Annotated in this window: 20 protein-coding genes; 4 read left to right on the top strand and 16 right to left on the bottom strand. The window is 55.2% G+C overall.

Going from position 1 to position 23821, the window contains the following annotated elements:
• Nucleotides 1-57: 57 nt before the first annotated feature.
• The 12 genes from nuoL to lrhA form a co-directional block, all read right to left on the bottom strand.
• Complete coding sequence (nuoL, locus tag HBM95_15825; protein NIH44396.1) at nucleotides 58-1899, bottom strand: NADH-quinone oxidoreductase subunit L; 1842 nt, start codon at nucleotides 1897-1899, stop codon at nucleotides 58-60.
• Nucleotides 1896-2198 (bottom strand): NADH-quinone oxidoreductase subunit NuoK, encoded by a 303-nt coding sequence (gene nuoK / locus HBM95_15830; GenBank protein ID NIH44397.1) that lies wholly within the window; start codon nucleotides 2196-2198, stop codon nucleotides 1896-1898. The genes nuoL and nuoK overlap by 4 nt, the downstream gene beginning before the upstream one ends.
• Nucleotides 2195-2749, bottom strand: a complete 555-nt coding sequence (nuoJ, locus tag HBM95_15835; GenBank protein NIH44398.1) for an NADH-quinone oxidoreductase subunit J — start codon at nucleotides 2747-2749, stop codon at nucleotides 2195-2197. The genes nuoK and nuoJ overlap by 4 nt, the downstream gene beginning before the upstream one ends.
• Before the next feature lie 10 nt (nucleotides 2750-2759).
• The gene (nuoI, locus tag HBM95_15840; protein NIH44399.1) at nucleotides 2760-3302 is read right to left on the bottom strand and encodes an NADH-quinone oxidoreductase subunit NuoI; all 543 of its coding nucleotides are present in this window, start codon (nucleotides 3300-3302) and stop codon (nucleotides 2760-2762) included.
• A 13-nt stretch (nucleotides 3303-3315) separates the two neighbouring features.
• Nucleotides 3316-4293 (bottom strand): NADH-quinone oxidoreductase subunit NuoH, encoded by a 978-nt coding sequence (gene nuoH / locus HBM95_15845; protein ID NIH44400.1) that lies wholly within the window; start codon nucleotides 4291-4293, stop codon nucleotides 3316-3318.
• The gene (gene nuoG / locus HBM95_15850) at nucleotides 4290-7013 is read right to left on the bottom strand and encodes an NADH-quinone oxidoreductase subunit NuoG (protein NIH44401.1); all 2724 of its coding nucleotides are present in this window, start codon (nucleotides 7011-7013) and stop codon (nucleotides 4290-4292) included. The genes nuoH and nuoG overlap by 4 nt, the downstream gene beginning before the upstream one ends.
• A 54-nt stretch (nucleotides 7014-7067) precedes the next feature.
• The gene (gene nuoF, locus HBM95_15855; GenBank protein ID NIH44402.1) at nucleotides 7068-8405 is read right to left on the bottom strand and encodes an NADH-quinone oxidoreductase subunit NuoF; all 1338 of its coding nucleotides are present in this window, start codon (nucleotides 8403-8405) and stop codon (nucleotides 7068-7070) included.
• The gene (gene nuoE / locus HBM95_15860; protein ID NIH44403.1) at nucleotides 8402-8902 is read right to left on the bottom strand and encodes an NADH-quinone oxidoreductase subunit NuoE; all 501 of its coding nucleotides are present in this window, start codon (nucleotides 8900-8902) and stop codon (nucleotides 8402-8404) included. The genes nuoF and nuoE overlap by 4 nt, the downstream gene beginning before the upstream one ends.
• 2 nt (nucleotides 8903-8904) lie before the next feature.
• Entirely contained in the window at nucleotides 8905-10707 is a 1803-nt protein-coding gene (gene nuoC, locus HBM95_15865) for an NADH-quinone oxidoreductase subunit C/D (protein ID NIH44404.1), read from the bottom strand.
• Nucleotides 10708-10796: 89 nt separating this feature from the next.
• Entirely contained in the window at nucleotides 10797-11471 is a 675-nt protein-coding gene (gene nuoB, locus HBM95_15870) for an NADH-quinone oxidoreductase subunit NuoB (protein ID NIH44405.1), read from the bottom strand.
• Between the two features lie 15 nt (nucleotides 11472-11486).
• Nucleotides 11487-11927: an NADH-quinone oxidoreductase subunit NuoA gene (nuoA, locus tag HBM95_15875; protein NIH44406.1), complete on the bottom strand. Its 441-nt coding sequence runs from the start codon at nucleotides 11925-11927 to the stop codon at nucleotides 11487-11489.
• A 630-nt stretch (nucleotides 11928-12557) separates the two neighbouring features.
• Nucleotides 12558-13496 carry a transcriptional regulator LrhA gene (gene lrhA, locus HBM95_15880; GenBank protein NIH44407.1) on the bottom strand — a complete coding sequence of 313 codons (939 nt, stop codon included), beginning with the start codon at nucleotides 13494-13496 and terminating at the stop codon, nucleotides 12558-12560.
• Nucleotides 13497-14434: 938 nt separating this feature from the next.
• On the opposite strand from lrhA, the gene alaA reads away from it, so the two are divergent.
• Nucleotides 14435-15649, top strand: a complete 1215-nt coding sequence (alaA, locus tag HBM95_15885) for an alanine transaminase AlaA (protein ID NIH44408.1) — start codon at nucleotides 14435-14437, stop codon at nucleotides 15647-15649.
• A gap of 94 nt (nucleotides 15650-15743) precedes the next feature.
• The gene (yfbR, locus tag HBM95_15890; GenBank protein NIH44409.1) at nucleotides 15744-16343 is read left to right on the top strand and encodes a 5'-deoxynucleotidase; all 600 of its coding nucleotides are present in this window, start codon (nucleotides 15744-15746) and stop codon (nucleotides 16341-16343) included.
• Between the two features lie 82 nt (nucleotides 16344-16425).
• Here the strand turns inward: yfbR and HBM95_15895 are convergent, their stop codons facing one another.
• The 4 genes from HBM95_15895 to HBM95_15910 all read right to left on the bottom strand — a co-directional run bounded on the left by HBM95_15895 (nucleotide 16426) and on the right by HBM95_15910 (nucleotide 20047).
• The gene (locus tag HBM95_15895) at nucleotides 16426-18258 is read right to left on the bottom strand and encodes an SLC13 family permease (GenBank protein ID NIH44410.1); all 1833 of its coding nucleotides are present in this window, start codon (nucleotides 18256-18258) and stop codon (nucleotides 16426-16428) included.
• 75 nt (nucleotides 18259-18333) lie between these two features.
• A complete protein-coding gene (locus HBM95_15900) occupies nucleotides 18334-18993 on the bottom strand; it encodes a sugar phosphatase (GenBank protein NIH44411.1) in 660 nt (219 codons plus the stop codon).
• Between the two features lie 11 nt (nucleotides 18994-19004).
• Nucleotides 19005-19499 (bottom strand): YfbU family protein, encoded by a 495-nt coding sequence (locus tag HBM95_15905; GenBank protein NIH44412.1) that lies wholly within the window; start codon nucleotides 19497-19499, stop codon nucleotides 19005-19007.
• Between the two features lie 92 nt (nucleotides 19500-19591).
• A complete protein-coding gene (locus HBM95_15910) occupies nucleotides 19592-20047 on the bottom strand; it encodes a DUF412 domain-containing protein (GenBank protein ID NIH44413.1) in 456 nt (151 codons plus the stop codon).
• 337 nt (nucleotides 20048-20384) lie between these two features.
• Between HBM95_15910 and ackA the strand changes: the two genes are divergently transcribed.
• Entirely contained in the window at nucleotides 20385-21587 is a 1203-nt protein-coding gene (ackA, locus tag HBM95_15915; GenBank protein ID NIH44414.1) for an acetate kinase, read from the top strand.
• A gap of 76 nt (nucleotides 21588-21663) precedes the next feature.
• The gene (gene pta / locus HBM95_15920) at nucleotides 21664-23805 is read left to right on the top strand and encodes a phosphate acetyltransferase (GenBank protein ID NIH44415.1); all 2142 of its coding nucleotides are present in this window, start codon (nucleotides 21664-21666) and stop codon (nucleotides 23803-23805) included.
• Nucleotides 23806-23821: the final 16 nt, after the last annotated feature.

Consider the following 23821-nt stretch of genomic DNA (forward strand, 5'->3'; position numbering starts at 1 on the left):
TAAGGCCCCCAGCAGGGGCCTGATTTTCAACGAATTCGAATAAAATTCACTTAACGATCAACGCAACACCATCAGCAGCGCCAGCACGACAACCGCACCGATGCTCATGGACGCCACATACCAGCGCAGGTAACCGTTCTCGCTGTACAGCAGGCCTTTACCTGCAAAGCGGGAGAGGATCGCCGGGATGTTCATCAGGCTGTTCAGCGGGTCGCGCTTCAGCAGCCACGCGATGCCCAGGAACGGCTTAACGAAGATCATGTCGTACAGCCAGTCGAAGCCCCACGCGTTGTACCACCAGGTGCCCAGCAGACGGCCCGGCGCGCTGTTGGCAACGGCAGTGACCAGCGTGCGTTTACCCAGCCACAGCCATGCTGCAATCAGGATGCCCGCGATAGCGACCACACCGGAGGTGATTTCAAGCGTCAGAACGCGACCGTGCTCAAGCTCGGTAGTGTCTGGCAGTACGCCCTGCAGCGGAGGCACAATCATCGCGCCAACGAAGGTGGAGAGTACCAGCAGCACAATCAGCGGCAGGTGGTGGGTGATCCCCTTACCTGCGTGAGCGTGAATTTGTTCTTTACCGTGGAATACGATGAAAATCATACGGAAGGTATACAGGGAGGTCATAAACGCACCGACCAGACCCGCAACCATCAGATTGATATGACCATTCGCCATGGCGCCCGCAAGGATTTCGTCCTTACTGAAGAAGCCCGCGGTGATCAGCGGCAGTGCCGCCAGCGCCGCGCCGCCCACCAGGAAGCAAACATACACCAGCGGGATGGACTTACGCAGTCCGCCCATCTTGAAGATGTTCTGTTCGTGATGGCAGGCCAGGATGACGGAACCGGACGAGAGGAACAGCAGCGCTTTAAAGAACGCGTGCGTCATCAGGTGGAAAATGGCCGCGTCCCACGCCTGAACGCCCAGCGCCAGGAACATGTAACCAATCTGGCTCATGGTGGAGTATGCGAGAACACGCTTGATGTCGGTCTGCACCAGCGCAGCAAAACCCGCCAGCACCAGCGTAACTGCACCGACAATACCCACCAGATGCAGAATTTCCGGGGTCATCAGGAACAGGCCATGGGTACGCGCAATCAGATAAACACCGGCGGTTACCATGGTCGCGGCGTGGATCAGCGCGGAGACAGGGGTTGGACCCGCCATCGCGTCGGCCAGCCAGGTCTGCAACGGCAGCTGTGCGGATTTACCCACGGCACCACCCAGCAGCATCAGCGTTGCCCACCACAGCATGTTGTTGCCTGCTTCGAAGTGCGCCGGCGCCAGTTCCACCATTTCGCGGAAGTTCAGCGTGCCCAGTTCGTTGTAGAGAATGAACAACGCGAACGCAAGGAAGACGTCACCCACGCGGGTCACGACGAACGCTTTCATGGCCGCTGCACCATTCTTCGGATCGGTATAGTAGAAACCGATCAGCAGGTAAGAACATAGACCCACGCCTTCCCAGCCCAGATACATCAGCAGCAGGTTATCGGCCAGCACCAGAACGACCATGCTGGCGATAAACAGGTTGGTGTAGGCGAAGAAGCGGGAGTATCCCTCTTCACCGCGCATGTACCAGGAGGCAAACATGTGGATCAGGAAGCCGACGCCGGTGACCACGGAGAGCATGGTCAGCGAGAGGCCGTCCAGCACCAGGTTGAAACCGATGTTGAAATCACCGACCGACATCCACGTCCACAGCGGCACGCTGAAAGGCTGACGCCCGTTGTTAAAGAAGTCGATACCCGCATACGCTGTGACCAGCGCGGCCAGGCCAACAGAGCCCATGCCGACGGTTGCAGACAGATTCTCAGACCAGCGGCCGCGAGAAAACGCCAGCAGCACGAAGCCAATCAGCGGAAAAATAATGGTTAAGGCAAGCATGTTCATCCACGCAACTCACTTACTGAATCGATGTTCAGATTCTGGCGGCGACGATGGAGCTGCAGCAACAGCGCCAGGCCAATACTCGCTTCGGCAGCCGCGAGGCTGATAGCGAGAATGTACATCACCTGACCATCGGTCTGGCCCCAGTAGCTTCCGGCGACCACGAAGGCCAGCGCGGAGGCGTTAATCATGATTTCCAGACCGATCAGCATAAACAGCAGATTGCGGCGGATAACCAGACCGGTCAGACCCAGAACGAATAAAATCGCAGCGAGGATCAGTCCATGTGTTAAGGGGATCATGCGCGCTCCTCCGTTTTTCTTTTCGCGCGGTCGTCAGTGCGGTTGCTCAGCACCTCGCCAGCACGCTCTTCGCGGCCAACGTGGAAAGCCACAACCAGGCCTGCCAGCAACAGCATAGAGGCCAGTTCCACCGCCAGAACGTATGGGCCAAAGAGCGTGATACCCACCTCTTTCGCACCAATCGGCGTGCCGTCGATGCCCTGATCGTTAACACCCAGGATGGCGTAAACGATCACCACCAGCATGATGGCCGACAAAATTGCCGGGCCAATCCACACCTGCGGTTTTAACCACTGACGTTCCTGCTCAATTTCAGAGCCGCCCAGGTTCAGCATCATCACCACGAATACGAACAGCACCATGATGGCCCCGGCGTAGACGATGATTTCCAGCGCACCGGCAAAGTGCGCGCCCAGCGCGAAGAACACCCCGGAAATGGCCAGCAGCGAGATGATTAAGTACAGCAGCGCATGCACCGGATTGGTGTGCGTAATCACTCGCAGCGTGGCCAGGATGGCGATAAGGCCACAGATATAAAAAGCGAATTCCATTGCCCTCTCCTTACGGTAACAGGCTCTTGACGTCGATAGGCTTAGCTTCGTTCTCTGCTTCGCCCTTATCTTTGCCGTCGATTGCCATACCCGCCATCCGGTAGAAGTTATATTCCGGGTATTTGCCCGGACCGGAAATCAGCAGATCCTCTTTCTCGTACACCAGGTCCTGACGCTTGTACTCACCCAGCTCAAAGTCCGGAGTCAGCTGAATCGCCGTGGTTGGGCACGCTTCTTCACACAGACCGCAGAAGATGCAGCGTGAGAAGTTGATGCGGAAGAACTCAGGGTACCAGCGGCCGTCTACCGTCTCTGCTTTCTGCAGAGAGATACAGCCGACCGGACACGCTACCGCACACAGGTTACAGGCAACGCAGCGCTCGGAACCGTCCGGGTCGCGCGTCAGCACGATACGGCCACGGTAGCGCGGCGGCAGATATACCGGCTCTTCCGGGTACATCCGGGTTTCGCGTTTGGCAAACGCGTGCAGGCCGATCATCCAGATACTGCGTACCTGGGTACCGAAGCCTACCAGTAATTCTTTTAAGGTCATGGTCTATAGCCCCTTATGGCTGCTGCCAGAGAATGACAGCTGCCGTTACCAACAAGTTGACGAGCGTCAGCGGCAGGCACACTTTCCAGCCGAAGGACATTACCTGGTCATAACGCGGACGCGGTAACGCTGCGCGAATCAAAATGAACATCATCATGAAGAACGCGGTTTTCAGCGCGAACCAGATGAACGGCGGTAAGAACGGGCCATGCCAGCCACCAAAGAACAGCGTTACCATCAACGCGGAAATGGTGACGATACCGATGTACTCGCCCACGAAGAACAGACCGAACTTCATACCGGAATATTCAATGTGGTAACCGTCGGCCAGTTCCTGTTCGGCTTCTGGCTGGTCAAACGGGTGACGGTGACACACGGCCACGCCCGCGATAGCAAAGGTAATAAACCCAAAGAACTGCGGGATAACGTTCCAGATGTCGGCCTGGTTATTGACGATGTCGGTCATGTTGAATGAACCGGCCTGCGCCACCACGCCCATCAGGGAGAGCCCCAGGAACACTTCGTAGCTCAGCGTCTGCGCGGAAGCACGCATCGCACCCAGCAGCGAGTATTTGTTGTTACTGGACCAGCCTGCGAACAGCACCGCGTAAACCGCGAGGCCTGCCATCATCAGGAAGAACAGAATGCCGATGTTCAGGTCAGCGACCACCCAGGTCGGGCTGACCGGAACGATAGCAAACGCCAGCAGCAGCGAGGTGAAGGCGATCATCGGTGCCAGAGTAAAGATCACGCGGTCCGAGAAGCGTGGGATCCAGTCCTCTTTAAAGAACATCTTGATCATGTCCGCGACCAGCTGGAGTGAACCACCCCAGCCCACGCGGTTCGGTCCGTAACGGTTCTGGAACAGACCGAGCAGACGACGTTCACCAAAGCTCATGAACGCGCCGCAGGTGACCACCACCAGCAGGATAACAATCGCTTTCAGAATGCTCAGCAGGATGTCGATAAGATCCGGCGTTAACCAACTCATGCTTTTGCCTCCTGCAGATTATCAAGACGCGCGCCCGCCAGAACCGGGGCGATGCCAGGCATACCCATCGGCAGACCCACCTGCCCTGCTGTCAGACCTTCAGAGATAATCAGCGGCAGGCTGATTGTCTGGCCGTCATAGCTAAAGGCGATCTTCGCGCCCGCGTTAACGCCAAGCTTCGCGGCATCCGCCGGGTTGAGCTTGATGTAAGGCTGCGGCATACGGGTCTGGAAGACCGGTGAACGCTGGGACAGCTCGTCGCTACCGAACAGATGGTAGTACGGCGCAATACGCCACTGACCATCCTGAGCCTGGAAGCTCGCCGGTACGGTCGTGAAGAAATCCAGACCGGTTTCGGAGGCTTCAATCAGACGCACGCCCGGATCGCCGTGGCGCAGGGAGCCGCCCACTTCAGCCTGGAACTTGTTCCACGCCTGCGGGGAATTCCAGCCCGGAGCCCATGCGAACGGGATTTGCGAACGCGGCGCAGACGGCTGGTTGTTCCCTTCCATGGAGAAGGCGAACATGGTGTCTTTATCCTGCGGCTGGCGCGGTTCGTGCACGCTGATGTTGGCGCGCATCGCGGTACGGCCGCTGTAGCGGTGCGGTTCACGCGCCAGTTTCTGGCCGCGAATGCGGAAGCTTGCTTCAGGCGCGGCATCTTTAATGCCTGCCAGCTGAGGCAGTTTTTCGACTACCGCGTCGATAACGTGGTCGAGCTGCGTCCAGTCCACTTCACGGCTCTGCACGGTGCTGTGCAGGGAGTGCAGCCAGCGCCAGCTTTCCAGCATCACGGTGTTGCTGTCGTAGTACGCCGGGTCGTAAACCTGGAAGAAACGCTGGGCGCGGCCTTCGTTGTTAATAACCGTACCGTCGCTTTCTGCGAAGCTTGCCGCAGAGAGCACCAGGTGTGCTTTGTCCATGATCGCGGTGCGCTGATGGTCAATCACCATCACCAGCGGCGCTTTGGAGAGCGCTGCGTCAACGCGAGCGGCAGACGCATGACGATGCAGGTCGTTTTCCAGCACCACAACGGCGTCAGCGGAACCGGACTCCAGTTCGCTTAATGCTTCTTCCAGCGAACCGCCGCCAATCATACCCAGACCGATGCTGTTCACCGCACGGGCAATCATGGTCACGCCAACGTCCGCACCGCGGCCTTTCAGGGCTTTGGCAACGTTTGCTGCCGCCTGAACGATCTCCGCGCTACCGGCGTTGGTACCGGAAATAATCAGCGGTTTCTTCGCACCCGCCAGGGCCTGAACAATCACGTCGACCTTGTTCTGCAGGTCGCGATCCAGCTCAACGGCTGGGGAGTTGCTGTCCAGCGCGTGGGCAATGGCAAAGCCAAGACGCGCCTGATCTTCAACCGGCGCGCAGTAGGTCCACGCGGCGATATCGTCCAGACGGGTGCTGTCGACGTTGGTCACAAACAGAGGATGCTTCGCGCGCTGGCCAATGTTGAGGATTGCCGCAATCTGCCAGTCGGCCACTTTCTGCGCCGCTGCCATTTCACGCGCTTTGCCCTTCACCGCCTGACGAACCGCCAGAGCCGCGCGTGCGCCGGTCTGCGTCAGGTCTTCACCCAGCACCAGAACCGCATCATAAGATTCAATTTCGCGCAGCGCAGGGGTATGGATACCGCCTTCACGCAGCACTTTCAGTACCAGCTGCAGACGTTCCTGCTCTCCCTGGGCGATACCGGTATAGAAGTTTTCCGCCCCAACCAGCTCGCGCAGCGCGAAGTTGCTTTCGATGCTGGCGCGCGGGGAGCCGATACCGATCACTTTCTTCGACTGGCGCAGAATATCTGCCGCGCCCTGCATCGCCTGCTCGGCGTTCAGGGTGATAAAGTCGTCGCCACGGCGCTGAACCGGCTGACGCGGACGGTCTTTCAGGTTCACATAGCCATAGCCGAAACGACCGCGGTCGCACAGGAAATAGTGGTTAACGGTACCGTTGTAGCGGTTTTCGATACGACGCAGCTCGCCGTAACGCTCACCCGGGCTGGTGTTACAGCCGAGGGAACACTGCTGGCAGATGCTTGGCGCAAACTGCATGTCCCATTTACGGTTGTAACGCTCGGAGTGGGTTTTATCCGTGAATACGCCGGTCGGGCAGATTTCTACCAGGTTACCAGAGAATTCGCTCTCCAGCGTACCGTCTTCAGGACGACCGAAGTAGACGTTGTCATGTGCGCCATACACGCCCAGATCCTGACCGTCTGCATAGTCTTTGTAGTAACGCACGCAGCGGTAGCAGGCGATGCAGCGGTTCATTTCGTGAGAGATGAACGGCCCAAGGTCCTGGTTACGGTGGGTACGCTTGGTAAAGCGATAGCGACGGAAGCTGTGACCGGTCATCACGGTCATATCCTGAAGGTGGCAGTTACCGCCCTCTTCACAAACCGGACAGTCGTGCGGGTGGTTGGTCATCAACCACTCCACCACGCTTTCGCGGAACTGTTTGGCTTCTTCGTCATCAATCGAAATAAAGGTGCCTTCGGTGGCTGGCGTCATACAGGACATCACCAGGCGACCACGCGTGTCTTCCGCGTTTTGATATTGCTTCACCGCACACTGGCGGCAAGCACCGACGCTGCCCAGCGCCGGATGCCAGCAAAAGTACGGAATATCGAGGCCAAGAGACAGACAAGCTTCCAGCAGGTTGTCCGCCCCGTTGACTTCGTATTCTTTGCCGTCTACATGAATCGTAGCCATTAGCATGCTTCCAGTTGGCTCGGCCGAAACCGAGCGTTAATCAAAATTCTGTTTTTACCAGCGCGCTTTCAGCAGGTTCGGCTGAATACCATTGATTGAATGGGTATTGCTGAACGGCTGCTTGATGCCTGCTTCGAATTCGTCGCGGAAATATTTAATCGCGCTCTGCAGCGGCTCGACGGCACCCGGTGCGTGGGCGCAGAAGGTTTTACCTGGCCCTAAGAATCGACACAGTTGCTCAAGCGTCTCGATATCGCCCGGCTGGCCTTCGCCACGCTCAATGGCGCGCAGGATCTTCACGCTCCACGGCAGACCGTCACGGCACGGTGTACACCAGCCGCAGGATTCGCGGGCAAAGAACTCTTCCAGGTTACGCACCAGCGAGACCATGCCGATCTCGTGGTCGACGGCCATCGCCAGCGCCGTACCCAGACGGCTGCCCGCTTTACCAATGCTTTCGAATTCCATCGGCAGGTCAAGGTGGGCTTCGGTCAGGAAGTCTGTCCCTGCCCCACCCGGCTGCCAGGCTTTAAATTTCAGGCCATCGCGCATGCCGCCGGCGTAGTCTTCAAGAATTTCGCGTGCGGTGGTACCGAACGGCAGTTCCCAGACGCCAGGATTCTTCACGCGACCGGAGAAGCCCATCAGCTTGGTACCGGCATCCTTGCTTGAGGAGATGCCCTGATACCACTCCACGCCGTTGGCGAGGATCGCCGGAACGTTACACAGGGTTTCGACGTTGTTGACGCAGGTCGGTTTACCCCACACGCCGGAGCTTGCCGGGAACGGTGGCTTGGAACGCGGATTCGCGCGGCGGCCTTCGAGGGAGTTAATCAGCGCGGTTTCTTCACCGCAGATATAACGCCCGGCACCGGTGTGCACGAACAGTTCGAAGTCAAAGCCGGTACCCAGGATGTTTTTACCCAGAAGACCCGCTTCTGTCGCTTCGGCAATCGCGCGACGCAGGTTTTCTGCCGCTTCGATGTACTCACCGCGCAGGAAGATGTAGCCACGGTACGCTTTCAGCGCGAACGCGGAGATCAGCATGCCTTCCACCAGCAGGTGCGGCAGCTGCTCCATCAGCAGGCGGTCTTTATAGGTGCCCGGCTCCATTTCATCGGCGTTACACAGCAGGTAACGGATGTTCATGGATTCGTCTTTTGGCATCAGGCTCCACTTCAGGCCGGTGGAGAAACCCGCGCCGCCGCGGCCTTTCAGGCCGGAATCTTTTACCGCGTTAACGATGTCGTCCGGCGCCATGCCGCCAAGGGCTTTACGCGCGCCGGCATAGCCGTTTTTGCTCTGGTATTCGTCGAGCCATACCGGCTGTTTGTCATCGCGCAGACGCCAGGTCAGCGGATGTGTCTCAGCAGTACGAATTACAGTTTTCATTTGTACTGCTCCAGCAGGTCAGGAATCGCTTCCGGCGTCAGATGGCTGTGAGTGTCCTCATCAATCATCATGGTCGGCCCCTTGTCGCAGTTACCCAGGCAGCAGGTTGGCAGCAGAGTAAAGCGTCCATCGAACGTGGTCTGGCCCGGCTTGATATTGAGCTTCTTCTCAATCGCAGCCTGAATGCCCTGATAGCCGGTGATGTGGCAGACAACGCTGTCACAGTAGCGGATCACATGGCGGCCTACCGGCTGACGGAAGATCTGGCTGTAGAACGTGGCTACGCCTTCTACGTCACTGGCCGGAATACCCAGCACTTTCGCGATTTCATAGATCGCCCCATCCGGCACCCAACCACGCTGTTTCTGTACGATTTTCAGCGCTTCAATGGACGCCGCACGCGGGTCTTCGTAGTGGTGCATCTCGTGCTCAATGGCGGCACGCTCTGCTTCACTCAGCTCAAAAGCCTCGGTTTGTGGTTGTTGATTCTCGTGCATAATTAGCGGTCCACATCTGACATAACAAAATCGATACTACCCAGATACACAATCAGGTCGGAGACCAGACTGCCGCGGATGGCGGACGGAATCTGCTGCAGGTGCGCAAAGCTCGGCGTACGCACGCGGGTACGGTAGCTCATGGTGCTGCCGTCACTGGTCAGGTAGTAACTGTTAATACCCTTGGTCGCTTCAATCATCTGGAAGGATTCTTGCGCCGGCATGACCGGACCCCAGGAAACCTGCAGGAAGTGGGTGATCAGGGTTTCGATATGCTGCAGCGTGCGCTCTTTCGGTGGCGGCGTCGTGAGCGGGTGATCCGCCTTGAACGGGCCTTCCGGCATGTTGTTAAGGCACTGCTCAAGGATGCGCAGACTCTGGCGCAGCTCTTCCACTTTCAGCATCACGCGGGTGTAGCAGTCGGAAACGCCGCCGCCCACCGGGACTTCAAAGTCGAAGTTCTCGTAGCCAGAGTAAGGACGGGCTTTACGCACGTCGAAATCAATACCGGTCGCACGCAGACCTGCACCTGTGGTACCCCACTCCAGCGCTTCTTTCGCGCCGTAGGCGGCAACGCCCTGGGAACGGCCTTTCAGGATGGTGTTGCGCAGCGCGGCTTTCTCGTAGGAGGCCAGACGTTTTGGCATCCAGTCGAGGAATTCACGCAGCAGGCGGTCCCAGCCGCGCGGCAGATCGTGTGCCACGCCGCCGATACGGAACCAGGCCGGGTGCATACGGAAACCGGTAATCGCTTCCACCAGATCGTAGATTTTCTGACGATCGGTAAAGGCAAAGAAGACCGGAGTCATCGCGCCGACGTCCTGAATGAAGGTGGAGATGTATAGCAGGTGGCTGTTGATGCGGAACAGTTCTGACAACATCACGCGAATCACGTTAACGCGATCCGGTACGGTGATGCCTGCCAGTTTCTCAACGGCCAGCACGTATGGCATCTCGTTGACGCAGCCGCCGAGGTACTCGATACGGTCGGTATACGGAATGTAGCTGTGCCAGGACTGACGCTCGCCCATCTTCTCAGCACCACGGTGGTGGTAGCCGATGTCAGGCACGCAGTCGACAATCTCTTCGCCATCAAGCTGAAGAATAATACGGAATGCACCGTGCGCAGACGGGTGGTTTGGACCGAGGTTGAGGAACATGAAGTCCTCGTTTTCGGTACCGCGCTTCATGCCCCAGTCTTCAGGTTTGAAGGTCAGCGCTTCCATCTCCAGATCCTGCTTGGCTTTGGTCAGCTCAAACGGATCGAATTCAGTCGCACGTGCCGGGTAGTCTTTACGCAGCGGGTGGCCGGTCCAGGTCTGCGGCATCATGATGCGCGTCAGATGCGGGTGGCCGTCGAAGGTCATGCCGAACATTTCCCAGGTTTCACGCTCGTACCAGTTGGCGTTCGGGAAAAGTTTGGTGATCGTCGGCAGATGCATGTCGTTTTCAGACAATGCCACCTTGAGCATGATATCCGTGTTGCGGTCTATTGAGATCAGGTGGTAGAAAACGGAAAAATCCGCAGCAGGGAGACCCTGGCGGTGCGTACGCAGACGTTCGTCCATGCCGTGTAAGTCAAACAGCATGACGTAAGGTTTTGGCAATTTCTTGAGGAAATCGACAACTTCCAGCAATTGCTCACGCTTCACCCAAACAACGGGTACCCCGGTGCGGGTCGCCTGAACGGTAAAGGCATCCGGCCCAAAACGGTTGCGCAGTTCGCCAATGACGGGGTCATCAAGATGATCCCGGGTCTGCCAGGCGGCTTCTTGCGCGGTTAAGTCGGTCATATTGTTCACCATTGCAAATGGTCCGTGGTGACTGTTAAGCCTGGCTTCGCGCTATTTGAGTAGTGATATGCGAAGGTTTTCTCCAGGCCTACAGGCGCAAATTAAATTTCGTCAGGCGTACGCAGGTTGGTGACGGCAATACGTTCACCACGTTTACGCTCGCGCTCAGACTGCATGTTCGCGCGATAGACACCCTGATCGCCAACAACCCATGAAAGCGGGCGACGTTCTTTACCGATAGACTCCTGCAGCAGCATCAGCGCCTGCATATAGGCTTCTGGACGCGGCGGACAGCCCGGAATGTAAACATCCACCGGAATGAACTTATCAACGCCCTGCACGACGGAATAAATGTCGTACATACCGCCAGAGTTTGCACATGCGCCCATGGAAATAACCCATTTTGGCTCCAGCATCTGGTCATACAGACGCTGAATAACAGGTGCCATCTTGGTAAAGCAGGTACCGGCTACCACCATCAGGTCAGCCTGACGCGGGGAAGCACGCAGTACCTCGGCCCCAAAACGCGCAACGTCATGCACCGCAGTGAATGACGTCACCATTTCAACGTAGCAGCAAGAAAGACCAAAGTTGTATGGCCAGATAGAGTTCTTACGACCCCAGTTGACCATATCGTGCATGGCATGTTCGAGTTTGCCCATGTACACGCTTTTATTGACTTCTTGCTCCAGGGGGTCGGTTACGATCTCCTGTTTTTGCAGGGGGTAACGGTCATTCTCACCGTTAGGATCTATGCGGGTGAGCGTATAATCCATCTTATTGCCTCGCTGTTACTGCTGACGATTAGAGATACTGTTTTCCGGGTTGATGTGTTCACGACGTGAACGCGCAGGCGTCCAGTCAAGCGCGCCAATACGCACCAGATAAACCAGACCGGCCAGTAACACTAAAATGAAAATTGCGGCCTCGACAAAGCCCACCCAACCACTTTCGCGAATGGAGGTCGACCATGCGAACAGGTAGAGCGCTTCCACGTCGAAGATGACGAAGAACATCGCTACCAGATAGAACTTGGCAGACAGGCGTAAGCGAGCGGAACCTACTGAATCAATACCTGATTCGAAAGGTGTGTTTTTGTGCCTTGCACGGGCGCGACCGCCCAGGAACCAGCCGCCGACTAACATCAGGCAGCACAGGCCAATGGCTACAATAAGAAAGATTGCGAATGCCCAGTGATGAGCGATGACTTCTGTGGATGTTGACATACTCATTGCTTACTCATCAAAAGTGATACCAACGACACTGCTCTTGCTGGCAGATGGGCATCACATCGATTCATGGGGAGGAACAAATAACCTTACACTAACTGTCTGAAATGAGACGTAGACAGCAAAATGATGGGGTTTTTTACTCCTTTCTATAACCTATTGTCAACTTTAACAAAGGTTTCTTCACATTAAATTACATCGAGCGATTCTCATTAACATTTGGTGCCCTTTAACCCTGGTGGTTACCGGACTTTTCGTCAAATGTGTGTTGTTGAATCGTGTCCGTTTTGGAAGTAAAAAAAATAACCCTCCTATTTTGACAGGATTTGCCAACGATTCCTCCCCCCAAATAGGAGTATTTTCTTGATCTGAGACACGCTTTTGTTAATTCAACCAAAAAACCGGCAACATATTTGCTGCTTTTTTAACATCGAGGGGTTATGGACGAAGTTAGAACGCAAAACGAACAATATTTAAGCGAAAGCATTTACCTCTTTGATATATATGATCTCTTTATGAAAACCTGGTGACGAATGGGGATAATATTGTCAAAAAAAAGCCACTGCGTGCGAAAACGACACGAGTGGCTTTTTTTTACACTTACAATTTGTTACCAGAATTTTGAGCTTTTGATCACTCAAAGTCACCTTCTACGATCAGGGAATCATCCCCCCCTTCGGAGGTAACATGCTCGAACTGCCACGGGTTGTGGTAGTTTTGCATCGCCTCAAACACCACCTTTGCCAACTCGTTGTGACTGGCCGCGTTATGGCAAAGCAGGTACTCGGTATCCGGCAGCGCAGGGAGCCCGTCTGATTTACCAAGAACGCGCAGATCGGGGCTCATCATCTCCACCGGGCGGGCCGTGACGCCAAGACCGGCTTTTACCGCGGCACGCACCGCAGGCAATGTAGATGCCACATAGGCCAGACGCCACGGAATGTTGGCTTCATTTAACGCCGTTAGCACCATATCGCGGAAGGGACTCGGATCGTCCAGTAAAACCAGCGGTACCGGCTCCCCTTTTTGCAGCACATATTCAGCCGCGCAATACCAGTGCGTTGGCGATGTGCGCAACGTCAGACAATCAAACTGCCCGGGACGATGCGTCGTGACCACCAGGTCGACCTTATTCTCATTTAACATCTCAACCATAAAGGCATTACGTTTTACGCTAACATCCAACGCAAGCTTCGGATAAACCGAGCTAATTCGATTGAGAAGAAACGGCAAAATAGTATCCGCTGACTCATCAGATGCCCCTAAAGTTAACACCCCCTGAAGGTTGCTAAACATTAATGACATACATGCTTCATCATTAAAGCGAAGAATTTTCCTGGCATAACCCAGTAGCTGAATACCGTGTTCCGTTAAGAGCTTATTACGCCCGTGACGGGCAAAAAGCTCTTTCCCAACCAGTTGCTCCAGCCGCTGCATTTGCTGGCTAACGGCGGACTGAGTTCGGCAGACGGCGGCAGCAGCTGCTGCAAAAGTGTTGAGATCGGCGACCGCAACAAACGTTCTCAGCAGATCGAGGTCGAGATTCATTATCGGACGATTTGCATTTATCATATCTATTCACTTTCAGGTTGCTCGTGCGGAGCTGCCCGGGTTGAAGCTGTGTGTAACAGTTAAGCAATTCCTTCTGAAGGTTTTCCCTCGCATCCCGGCCCGGCAGACTGCCTGACAGATAGTTATTGTGCTGCTTTATATCAACAGTCAGAAAGCACGTTTCATGACGTTATTTTTATTCTCTTAAACGTTCAGGATATTTAGATGTTCGCAGGTTTATGTAAATTACATTAAAGGCGTAACACTTTTTCTGCCATCTTTATCGCAGCGCTGTCAACGTAGCAGGAGATGTTTGACACATTCCAGCCAGAGATAACTCCAACAATAACAATCAATTAAATCAGAAAGCCAGTTTGAGATATACAAAGCTTGTGCATCTTTCTTCTGCTTTCCTTAAAGACATCTTAACCCAAATCCACTTTATTTATAAGTCTTATTGCAATATTCAGGATTAAGGAGGTTTGTTAAGCTTCTCAACTAATTTTATTAAAATTAACTAAAGTTGCATTTTGTTCGCTAATAATAAATAAATTTTAATTTTGATTAAAGCCATTCATTAATAACACTTAACATTAATTTCACATGATTAACTTTTAGCCGCTTCAGGCTATTACTGCAAGATTTTTCCAACACTCAGGTTTTACGAAAAGTCACTTAGCGTGACTTCTGTCTCTTTCCTGCGCGCCATTTATTTTACATCAGAACAATATACATAATTCTTAGAATAATACAGCATAATTAACCTTAACCAGCGACCAGATCAATACGTTAAGTCCGCAAAATCGTCAACGACCAGCCAAAAAGATTCATCAGAAATTCGCATCGTGCACAAAATCTTCTCCTGTACACCCTTCAAAACGGAGCGAGGGGGGAGTACATTATTCCGTGCTGACTTCCACGGCAGGGAGTGGCAATAATAGCGAAAAGGTTAAAGGTTCATGTCCCCTATCGAAAAATCCAGCAAGCTAGATAACGTCTGTTATGACATCCGTGGCCCGGTTCTGAAAGAGGCAAAACGCCTTGAAGAAGAAGGCAATAAGGTTCTGAAGCTCAACATTGGTAACCCCGCGCCATTTGGTTTTGACGCGCCGGATGAGATTCTGGTTGATGTGATCCGCAACCTGCCTACGGCACAAGGCTATTGCGATTCAAAGGGACTTTACTCGGCACGTAAAGCCATTATGCAGCACTACCAGGCGCGCGGTATGCGTGACGTTACCGTCGAAGATATTTACATTGGCAACGGCGTCTCCGAACTGATCGTTCAGGCCATGCAGGCGCTGCTGAACAGCGGCGACGAAATGCTGGTTCCCGCGCCGGACTATCCGCTATGGACGGCTGCCGTATCACTCTCCAGCGGTAAAGCGGTACATTATCTTTGCGACGAATCTTCTGACTGGTTCCCGGATCTGGATGACATTCGCGCGAAAATCACGCCTCGCACGCGTGGGATTGTGATCATCAACCCGAACAACCCTACGGGCGCGGTCTATTCAAAAGAGCTGCTGATGGAGATCGTGGAGATCGCCCGCCAGCACAACCTGATCATCTTCGCTGACGAAATCTACGACAAGATCCTCTATGACGCGGCACAACACCACTCTATCGCCGCGCTGGCCCCGGACCTGCTGACCGTCACCTTCAACGGCCTGTCTAAAACCTACCGCGTGGCCGGTTTCCGTCAGGGCTGGATGGTGCTGAACGGCCCGAAAAAACACGCTAAAGGCTATATTGAAGGGCTTGAGATGCTGGCGTCGATGCGTCTTTGCGCTAACGTGCCTGCGCAGCACGCGATCCAGACGGCGCTGGGCGGATACCAGAGCATCAGCGAGTTCATCGTCCCTGGCGGTCGCCTGTACGAACAGCGCAACCGCGCATGGGAACTGATCAACGATATTCCGGGCGTCTCCTGCGTGAAGCCGAACGGGGCGCTGTATATGTTCCCTAAAATCGACGCGAAGCGCTTCAATATTCATGACGATCAGAAAATGGTGCTCGATTTCCTGCTGCAGGAAAAAGTGCTGCTGGTACAGGGGACGGCGTTTAACTGGCCGTGGCCGGACCACGTGCGTATCGTAACCTTGCCGCGCGAAGACGATCTCGAAATGGCCATCAGCCGCTTCGGGCGATTCCTCTCCGGGTACCATCAGTAATCTTAAAATCAGGCTACTTCGGTAGCCTGATTTGCATCTTCCCTCCCCTCCCCGCACAATGAAGTCCTGTCGCAGTGAAGACAAAAGGTAACCTATGAGTCAGAGCCATTTCTTTGCCCACCTCTCCCGCCTGAAACTGATCAACCGCTGGCCTCTAATGCGCAACGTACGTACAGAGAACGTGTCTGAGCATAGCCTGCAGGTTGCTATGGTCGCTCATGCGCTGGCTGCCATTAAGAACCGCAAATTTAACGGGCAGGTGAATGCCGAGCGCATCGCTCTGCTGGCGATGTACCACGATGCATCAGAAGTGCTGACCGGCGACCTGCCTACGCCAGTGAAATATTTCAACTCGCAGATTGCACAGGAATATAAGGCTATCGAGAAGATTGCTCAGCACAAGCTTATCGAGATGGTGCCCGAAGAGCTGCGCGATATCTTTGAACCGCTCATCGACGAGCATCAGTATACGGAAGAGGAAAAATCTCTGGTCAAGCAGGCCGACGCGCTGTGCGCCTATCTGAAGTGTCTGGAAGAGCTGTCTGCGGGCAATAATGAGTTTTTACTGGCGAAAACGCGTCTGGAAAAAACGCTGGAATCCCGCCGCAGCGAAGAGATGGACTATTTCATGCAGGTATTTGTGCCAAGCTTCCATCTGTCGCTGGACGAGATTAGCCAGGATTCACCGCTTTAACTATTTGCCCAGCGGCGCTGTGCTTGCAGGGCCTACGCGTCATGTAGGCCAGGTAAGGCGCAGCCGCCACCCGGCGATGTTCTCAGAACGGGAATAAAACCGGAATTAACACCACGCACACCACCATCACCAGTACGGTGAACGGCACGCCCAGCTTCACGAAATCGCTGAACTTATAATTCCCCGGCCCCAGCACCAGCGTGTTAACCGGCGAAGAAACCGGCGTCATAAACGCCGCGGACGCCGCCATCGCGACCATCATCGCAAACGGATACGGCGACACGCCCATGGATTTCGCCATCGCCAGCGCAATGGGCGCCATCAGCACCGCCGTCGCGGTGTTGGAGATAAACAACCCTATCGTGGCACACATGACAAACAGACAAACCATCATCATGTACGGACCATACCCGCCGCCCACGTCCATCAAGCCTTTTACGATCAGATCCACCCCGCCGGTTTTTTGCAGTGCGAGGGCAAAAGGCATCATCCCGACGATAAGAATAATGCTCGGCCAGTGAATGGCTTTATACGCGCTTTCGGCGTCAATACAGCGGAATTTCCCCATCAGCAGGCAGGCGATAATGGCCGCGACCGGATTAGGGATTTCATCGGTCAGCATCAGCGCCACCATCAGCACCAGACAGAAAATCGCATGCGGTGCCTGGCTGTGCGCCGGTGACGCATCGCTCTCTTCGACCGGCATGTTGAGCACCACAAAATCACGTCCTTTTTGTCCGAGCTGGCTTATCAGCTTCCAGTTACCGACGACGAGAAAGATATCGCCCAGCAGGATCGGCTCATCGACGACGGCCCCCTCCATCGCCACGCCATCGCGCTTCAGCCCCACGACGTTCAGGCCATAGCGGGTACGGAACCCCATTTCACGCACGGTTTTACCCAACAGTTCCGATTCCGGTATCAGCGACACTTCGGCCATGCCCACATCCAGCGCCTGATCGGAAAAATACTCGCCGCGCAGCACCATCGGCTCCAGCAGCTGTTCGCTGCAAAACTCACGCAGATCCACCTCCGCGGTAGACATATCGATCAGCAGAACGTCTCGCGCCCGAAATTCCGACACCCCGTTAACGTTGACGATCACCCGGCGAAAACGGCGCCAGCGCTCTACGCCAATCACGTTCGCGCCATAACGCTCGCGCAGCTTAAGGTCGTCGAGCCGCTGGCCAACCATCGGCGAGCCGGGGCGAATGGCCAGACGGCGCGCCCGCCCGGAGAGACGGTACTCCCTGATCAGATCGCGGAAGGTACGTCGCTTCCACCCCTCTTTGTTCTTATCCTGTTTGTCGCCTTTCAGGGCAAAACGGGTCAGCAGCATGTAGATCACGCCCATCGCCAGAATCACCAGCCCAAGCGGGGTGACGCTGAAAAAGCTGAAGCCCTGAAATCCTTCCCGAAGCAGCTCGCTGTTGACGACCAGGTTCGGCGGCGTCGCCACCAGCGTCATCATACCGCTGATCAAACCGGCAAAGCTCAGGGGCATCATCAGGCGCGACGGCGAGCTCTGCATCCGCATGGAGACGCTCAGCACCACCGGGATAAAAATGGCGACCACGCCCGTTGAGCTCATAAATGCCCCCAGCCCGGCGACCGTCAGCATCAGATAGATCAGCATTTTGGTTTCACTACTGCCGGCCACCTTGACCAGCCACGCGCCCATGATGGTCGCCACACCGGTGCGCACAAGGCCGTCGCCGATGATAAACAGGGCGGCAATCAGGATAACGTTGGGGTCGCTGAACCCGGTGAAGGCTTCCGGTAGCGTGAGCGTGCCGCTCAGCACAAACGCGACAATGACAAACAGGGCAACGGCATCCATGCGCACCTTGCCTGTGGCGAAGAGAATAATGGCGATTAAAAGCAGGCTCAGAACCCAGATCAGTTCACCGTTCACAACCTATCCTTGTCAGTGGAAGATGAGAAATTCTGCCATAAAAAAGCCCCAGCAGCGTGGGGCTATATCATGGGATTACATTTTTAGCGAGACGGTTACAACTCCATCGGGTGCTTTTGACACCGCCAGCGCCGTCAGGGAATTAATCACAAAGTCAGCCTCGTCCAGGCGTGGGGACCCCGCCGGAACGTTTACGGCAATGACGTGGCTACCGGCGTTCAGCCCGGCCAGCACGCCAGCGGCCGCATCTTCCACCACCACGCACTCTGCAGGCGCGAAGCCCAGCATTTCTGCACCAAGCAGAAACGCATCCGGCTCCGGCTTGCCGCGTTTGACGCGCTCTGCCGTAATGAACACCTCTGGCTTCGGTAAGCCGGCCGCCTTATGGCGGGCATGAGCGACCGGAACAGAGCCGGAGGTAACAATCGCCCACGGGATCTGCGCTTCATTCAGATGCTCAAGCAGTTCGCGCGCCCCGGGCAACGCGGTAATGCCCTCGGTATCGGTGGCCTCAATCTGCTCCAGGTATTTGAACTCCGCCTGGATCTCCTCCTCAGAACGCCCCGCTAAGAAGTGCCGCAATGAGGTAATGGCCTGTTTGCCATGGATAAAATTCAGCACGTCCTGATGATCGATGCCGTGCCGGTCGGCCCAGTGGCACCACGAGCGCTCCACAACCGGCAGCGAATCCACCAGCGTACCGTCCAAATCAAACAGAAAACCTTTACACTGCACACGCACCTCCGTCAGGCATTAATAATTTGTTGAATTTCGTTGCTGCTTAAATGGTACTGGCGCGGGCAGGCGTGCCACGCGCTCAGCATACGCTGGTATTTATCCCACATAGGGGTCTGGGCGTTGAAACCGTGCGTACCCGCATCAAAGTGGGTGTAACGCCCTTCGGTGTTCACCATAAAGCGCACGTAGCTCAGATAGCGCGCTTCCGTCGCTGCATCAAAGCCTAAGAAGGTGACGCGGCGTTCGTCAATGGACTGCTGGTCTTTGAGATTCGTCCAGGACACATGCAGGGCGTGGTACATCTCCATAATGTCGATCACGACGCGGCAAGTTTCTTCTTTCAGCTCGCCAAATTCGCGGTCCAGTTCACGCATTTGCAAACCGAACCCTCGTTCGACGATGGTCTGCAGGCGGCTGTAGCGCGCAGCGTTATCGGGATCAAGCATAGTCATCATCTTGTACTGGTTAGACAAAATCAGACGTTGAGCATGGGTCATTTCCATCTTTCGACTCCTGTAGCGCATTGCACTGTAAAAAAAAGACACGGTAACGGTTTGTTACTGTGCCTTCTTTTGTTAGTCGTTTCGATGATCAATCACAAGTCATCGAGGAATGTTTTATCCAGCTGCTTAAAAGCACGCTTTAAGGTGTCCGCCAGCGCCTGGTAATCCGGCTTGCCTTCAACCGGGGCCAGCGCCTGCCCGGCCTCCTCCAGTTTTCCACGCACTTCATAAAACCAGTGTAAAATAGAAGGCGGAAGCGGCGTGATGGAGCGTTTACCTAACCACCACAGCCCCTGCATCGGCAGGCTTAACGCGAAGAGCGCCGTCGCGACGGCAGGGCCAAGCTGTCCACCGAGGGCGATTTGCCAGCACAGGGTAAAGATGGCAACCGGAGGCATAAAGCGAATCGCATAGCGCGTAGCGCGGATGGTGCGATTCTCAATAAACATTGGCGCAAGGCGCTTTTCCATTGGCCACGTCTTTGCGTAATGCTGTCCCCGACGAAACAGACTGAAAAAGTTCACGGACGGGATTTCGGGTGTCGACATGGCTGTACCTCAACTTCACATATAAAAATTAAAATTTTTGTGCAAAACCACAACAGGCTATGACAACGTTCAAAATATTTTGTCATCGCTACCCCGTATCGGGTATCCTGTGCCAGCCTGATAGGGCCATAGACGAGAAGCATTAACTCGTCAAATTATCGCATATTATGCCATTGGCTGAAAATTGTGCAAAATGGCATAAAATCATAGTTATTTCTTTCATCATGCCAGAATGTTCGTTTGCCATGATGTTAATCATAAATGTCTGAGTCATTATGCGTTACGCTGTTAGACTCACTGACGTTTTTTTAGCCACGTATCAATAATAGGTACTTCCATGTCGAGTAAGTTAGTACTGGTTCTGAACTGCGGTAGCTCCTCACTGAAATTCGCCATCATCGATGCGCTCAACGGTGACGAGTACCTCTCTGGTTTGGCCGAATGTTTCCATCTGCCTGAAGCACGTATCAAGTGGAAGATGGACGGCAGCAAACAAGAAGCGGCTTTAGGTGCAGGCGCCGCTCACAGTGAAGCGCTGAACTTTATCGTTAACACTATTCTGGCACAAAAACCAGAACTGTCTGCTCAGCTGACTGCGATTGGTCACCGTATCGTCCACGGCGGCGAAAAATACACCAGCTCCGTCGTGATCGACGACTCTGTTATCCAGGGCATCAAAGACTCTGCCTCTTTTGCTCCGCTGCACAACCCGGCGCACCTGATTGGTATCGCTGAAGCGCTGAAGTCCTTCCCGAATCTGAAAGACAAAAACGTGGCCGTGTTTGATACCGCGTTCCATCAGACCATGCCGGAAGAGTCTTACCTCTATGCCCTGCCGTACAGCCTGTACAAAGAGCACGGCGTACGTCGCTACGGCGCGCACGGCACCAGCCACTTCTATGTGACTCAGGAAGCCGCAAAAATCCTGAACAAACCTGTTGAAGAAGTGAACATCATCACCTGCCACCTGGGCAACGGTGGTTCTGTTTCTGCTATCCGCAACGGTAAATGTGTTGATACCTCCATGGGTCTGACCCCGCTGGAAGGTCTGGTGATGGGTACCCGTTCCGGTGACATCGACCCGGCGATCATCTTCCACCTGCACGACACCCTGGGCATGAGCGTTGACGACATCAACAAAATGCTGACCAAAGAGTCTGGCCTGCTGGGTCTGACCGAAGTCACCAGCGACTGCCGCTATGTTGAAGACAACTACGCTGAGAAAGCTGACGCTAAACGTGCAATGGACGTTTACTGCCACCGTCTGGCGAAGTACATCGGCTCTTACACTGCACTGATGGACGGCCGTCTGGACGCGGTGATCTTCACCGGCGGTATCGGTGAGAACGCGGCAATGGTTCGTGAACTGTCCCTGGGCAAACTGGGCGTTCTGGGCTTCGACGTTGATCACGAGCGTAACCTGGCTGCTCGCTTCGGCAAGTCTGGTTTCATCAACAAAGAAGGCACCCGTCCGGCAATCGTTATTCCAACTAACGAAGAGTTGGTCATCGCGCAAGACGCGCATCGCCTGACTGCCTGATTCCACACCGCCAGCAATGCTGGCGGTGCTGTTTTGTAACCCGCCCAATATCGGCGGTAACGAAAGAGGATAAACCGTGTCCCGTACTATTATGCTGATCCCTACCGGAACCAGCGTCGGCCTGACCAGCGTCAGCCTTGGCGTGATCCGTGCTATGGAACGCAAAGGCGTTCGTCTGAGCGTCTTTAAGCCAATCGCCCAGCCGCGTGCCGGTGGCGATGCGCCAGACCAGACGACCACCATCGTTCGCAAAAACTCCAATCTGCCAGCGGCTGAACCGCTGAAGATGAGCCACGTTGAATCTCTGCTCTCCAGCAACCAGAAAGACGTGCTGATGGAAGAGATCATCGCTAACTACCACGCTAACGCGCAAGACGCAGAAGTGGTGCTGGTAGAAGGTCTGGTTCCAACCCGCAAACACCAGTTTGCCCAGTCTCTGAACTTTGAAATCGCGAAAACCCTGAACGCAGAGATCGTTTTCGTAATGTCTCAGGGCACTGACACCCCGGAACAGCTGAACGAGCGTATCGAACTGACGCGCAGCAGCTTCGGCGGCGCGAAAAACACCAACATCACCGGCGTGATCGTCAACAAACTGAACGCGCCAGTGGATGAGCAGGGCCGTACTCGCCCTGACCTGTCTGAAATCTTCGACGACTCTTCCAAAGCGAAAGTCATCAAAGTTGACCCGGCTAAGCTGCAGGAATCCAGCCCGCTTCCGGTTCTGGGCGCGGTGCCATGGAGCTTCGATCTGATTGCCACCCGTGCAATCGATATGGCGCGTCACCTGAACGCTACCATCGTTAACGAAGGCGATATCAACACTCGCCGCGTGAAGTCCGTGACCTTCTGTGCGCGCAGCATTCCGCACATGCTGGAACACTTCCGCGCAGGCTCCCTGCTGGTGACCTCCGCTGACCGTCCTGACGTGCTGGTTGCAGCGTGCCTGGCGGCGATGAACGGCGTGGAAATTGGCGCCATCCTTCTGACCGGTGCCTACGAGATGGACCCACGCGTGAGCAAGCTTTGCGAACGCGCTTTCGCCACTGGCCTGCCGGTCTTCATGGTGAACACCAACACCTGGCAGACCTCCCTGAGCCTGCAGAGCTTCAACCTTGAAGTGCCGGTTGATGACCACGAGCGTATCGAGAAAGTTCAGGAATACGTTGCTGGCTACATCAACGCAGACTGGATCGAATCCCTGACTGCCACCTCTGAGCGCAGCCGTCGCCTGTCTCCACCGGCCTTCCGTTACCAGCTGACCGAGCTGGCGCGTAAAGCGGGCAAACGCGTTGTGCTGCCAGAAGGCGACGAACCACGTACCGTTAAAGCGGCTGCCATCTGTGCAGAGCGCGGCATCGCGACCTGCGTGCTGCTGGGCAACCCGGATGAGATCAACCGCGTAGCGGCGTCTCAGGGCGTTGAGCTGGGCACTGGCATCGAAATCGTTGACCCTGAAGTGGTTCGCGAAAGCTACGTTGCCCGTCTGGTTGAGCTGCGTAAGAGCAAAGGCATGACCGAAGCCGTTGCGCGCGAGCAGCTGGAAGACAACGTGGTGCTGGGCACGCTGATGCTGGAGCAGGACGAAGTTGACGGTCTGGTTTCCGGTGCGGTTCACACCACCGCGAATACCATCCGCCCACCGCTGCAGCTGATCAAAACGGCACCAGGCAGCTCTCTGGTCTCCTCCGTGTTCTTCATGCTGCTGCCTGAACAGGTTTACGTTTACGGCGACTGCGCAATCAACCCGGATCCTACCGCAGAACAGCTGGCTGAGATCGCTATCCAGTCCGCAGACTCCGCGACTGCTTTCGGTATCGAGCCGCGCGTAGCGATGCTCTCCTACTCCACCGGCACCTCTGGTGCAGGTAGCGACGTAGAGAAAGTGCGTGAAGCGACCCGCATTGCGCAGGAAAAACGTCCTGATCTGATGATCGACGGCCCGCTGCAGTACGACGCCGCGGTAATGGCTGACGTTGCGAAATCCAAAGCGCCGAACTCGCCGGTTGCAGGTCGCGCGACCGTGTTCATCTTCCCGGATCTGAACACCGGTAACACCACCTACAAAGCGGTACAGCGTTCAGCAGACCTGATCTCCATCGGGCCAATGCTGCAGGGTATGCGCAAGCCTGTGAACGACCTGTCCCGCGGTGCGCTGGTTGACGATATCGTCTACACCATCGCGCTGACGGCGATCCAGTCTTCGCAGCAGCAGTAGTTAAAAAGCCCGGTGG

The sequence above is a fragment of the Enterobacter asburiae genome (assembly GCA_011754535.1).
Lineage (GTDB): Bacteria > Pseudomonadota > Gammaproteobacteria > Enterobacterales > Enterobacteriaceae > Enterobacter > Enterobacter cloacae_N.

Coding starts and splice junctions, on each gene's coding strand:
- nuoA (NIH44406.1), bottom strand. CDS start 11,927: ATGAGTATGTCAACATCCACAGAAGTCATCGCTCATCACTGGGCATTC.
- HBM95_15905 (NIH44412.1), bottom strand. CDS start 19,499: ATGGAAATGACCCATGCTCAACGTCTGATTTTGTCTAACCAGTACAAG.
- alaA (NIH44408.1), top strand. CDS start 14,435: ATGTCCCCTATCGAAAAATCCAGCAAGCTAGATAACGTCTGTTATGAC.
- HBM95_15910 (NIH44413.1), bottom strand. CDS start 20,047: ATGTCGACACCCGAAATCCCGTCCGTGAACTTTTTCAGTCTGTTTCGT.
- yfbR (NIH44409.1), top strand. CDS start 15,744: ATGAGTCAGAGCCATTTCTTTGCCCACCTCTCCCGCCTGAAACTGATC.
- nuoH (NIH44400.1), bottom strand. CDS start 4,293: ATGAGTTGGTTAACGCCGGATCTTATCGACATCCTGCTGAGCATTCTG.
- nuoC (NIH44404.1), bottom strand. CDS start 10,707: ATGGTGAACAATATGACCGACTTAACCGCGCAAGAAGCCGCCTGGCAG.
- ackA (NIH44414.1), top strand. CDS start 20,385: ATGTCGAGTAAGTTAGTACTGGTTCTGAACTGCGGTAGCTCCTCACTG.
- nuoG (NIH44401.1), bottom strand. CDS start 7,013: ATGGCTACGATTCATGTAGACGGCAAAGAATACGAAGTCAACGGGGCG.
- lrhA (NIH44407.1), bottom strand. CDS start 13,496: ATGATAAATGCAAATCGTCCGATAATGAATCTCGACCTCGATCTGCTG.
- nuoJ (NIH44398.1), bottom strand. CDS start 2,749: ATGGAATTCGCTTTTTATATCTGTGGCCTTATCGCCATCCTGGCCACG.
- nuoI (NIH44399.1), bottom strand. CDS start 3,302: ATGACCTTAAAAGAATTACTGGTAGGCTTCGGTACCCAGGTACGCAGT.
- nuoF (NIH44402.1), bottom strand. CDS start 8,405: ATGAAAACTGTAATTCGTACTGCTGAGACACATCCGCTGACCTGGCGT.
- nuoE (NIH44403.1), bottom strand. CDS start 8,902: ATGCACGAGAATCAACAACCACAAACCGAGGCTTTTGAGCTGAGTGAA.
- nuoL (NIH44396.1), bottom strand. CDS start 1,899: ATGAACATGCTTGCCTTAACCATTATTTTTCCGCTGATTGGCTTCGTG.
- nuoB (NIH44405.1), bottom strand. CDS start 11,471: ATGGATTATACGCTCACCCGCATAGATCCTAACGGTGAGAATGACCGT.
- nuoK (NIH44397.1), bottom strand. CDS start 2,198: ATGATCCCCTTAACACATGGACTGATCCTCGCTGCGATTTTATTCGTT.